Genomic DNA, 378 nt, shown 5'->3' with positions numbered 1-378 from the left:
GGAGCTGGCCCGCGGCCACGACGCCGTCGTCGCGCTCGGTGTCGTCGTCCGCGGCGGAACCCCGCACTTCGAGTACGTCTGCGACGCCGTCACCGCGGGCCTCACCCGCGTGGCGCTCGACGAGTCGACCCCGGTCGGCAACGGCGTGCTCACCACCGACACGATGGACCAGGCGATCGACCGCTCCGGCGCGCCGGGCGCGGCCGAGGACAAGGGGGCCGAGGCCTGCATCGCCGCACTCGAATCGGCGCTGGCGCTGCGCGACCTGCGCGCCGGTGCCCCGACCCGCCCGTGATCCCGACCCGGGTCAGCACAGGGAGACTCCAGTGACCGAGCAGCCGACCGACTCCACCGCCCCCGCCAGATCGGAAGAGCGTC

Annotated in this window: 1 protein-coding gene; it reads left to right on the top strand. The window is 74.9% G+C overall.

Annotation, left to right across the window (positions count from 1 at the left end):
- The coding region (ribH, locus tag DBV35_RS29440) for a 6,7-dimethyl-8-ribityllumazine synthase (protein ID WP_108663933.1) at window positions 1-295 on the top strand (295 nt) is incomplete at its 5' end.
- Window positions 296-378 lie beyond the last annotated feature (83 nt).

The sequence above is a fragment of the Acuticoccus kandeliae genome (assembly GCF_003073115.1).
This window is presented reverse-complemented; position numbering and strand designations above follow the sequence as displayed.